This window comes from Burkholderia sp. Ac-20353, from assembly GCF_017104785.1.
GTDB lineage: Bacteria > Pseudomonadota > Gammaproteobacteria > Burkholderiales > Burkholderiaceae > Burkholderia.
Map to the genome: position 1 here is coordinate 1 of NZ_JAAGPL010000562.1, position 548 is coordinate 548.

General features: G+C 67.5%; 1 protein-coding gene. It reads right to left on the bottom strand.

Annotated features, from left to right (window positions below; genetic code table 11):
- Positions 1 to 548: ABC transporter ATP-binding protein (locus tag G3N94_RS41960; protein WP_205799989.1), on the bottom strand; the 548-nt coding region annotated here is incomplete at both ends.

Sequence of the window (548 nt, forward strand, 5' to 3'; positions counted from 1 at the left end):
TTTCGAGCACGTAGCCGCGATCGGCCACGCCCAGCGCCTTGTTCGCGTTCTGTTCGACGAGGAACACCGTCACGCCCTCATCGCGGATCATCCGGATGATGTCGAAGATCTGCGCGATCACGAGCGGCGCGAGGCCGAGCGTCGGCTCGTCGAGCAGCAGCAGACGCGGCTTGCTCATCAGCGCGCGGCCGATCGCGAGCATCTGCTGCTCGCCGCCCGACATCGTGCCCGCGCGCTGCGCCGAACGCTCCTTCAGACGCGGAAAGAGGCGATACACGTGCTCGACGCCGGCCTCGATCTCGTCGCGGCTTGCGAAGAACCCGCCCATCTTCAGGTTCTCGAGCACCGTCAGGCTCGGGAACACGCGCCGCCCTTCCGGCGAAATCGCCATCCCCTGCCGCATGATCTGGTGCGTCGACAGCCCGGTGATGTCACGGCCCTCGAACAGCACGCGGCCCGACGACGCGCGCGGCGTGCCGCACACGGTCATCATCAGCGTCGTCTTGCCGGCGCCGTTGCTGCCGATCAGCGTGACGATCTCGCCCTTG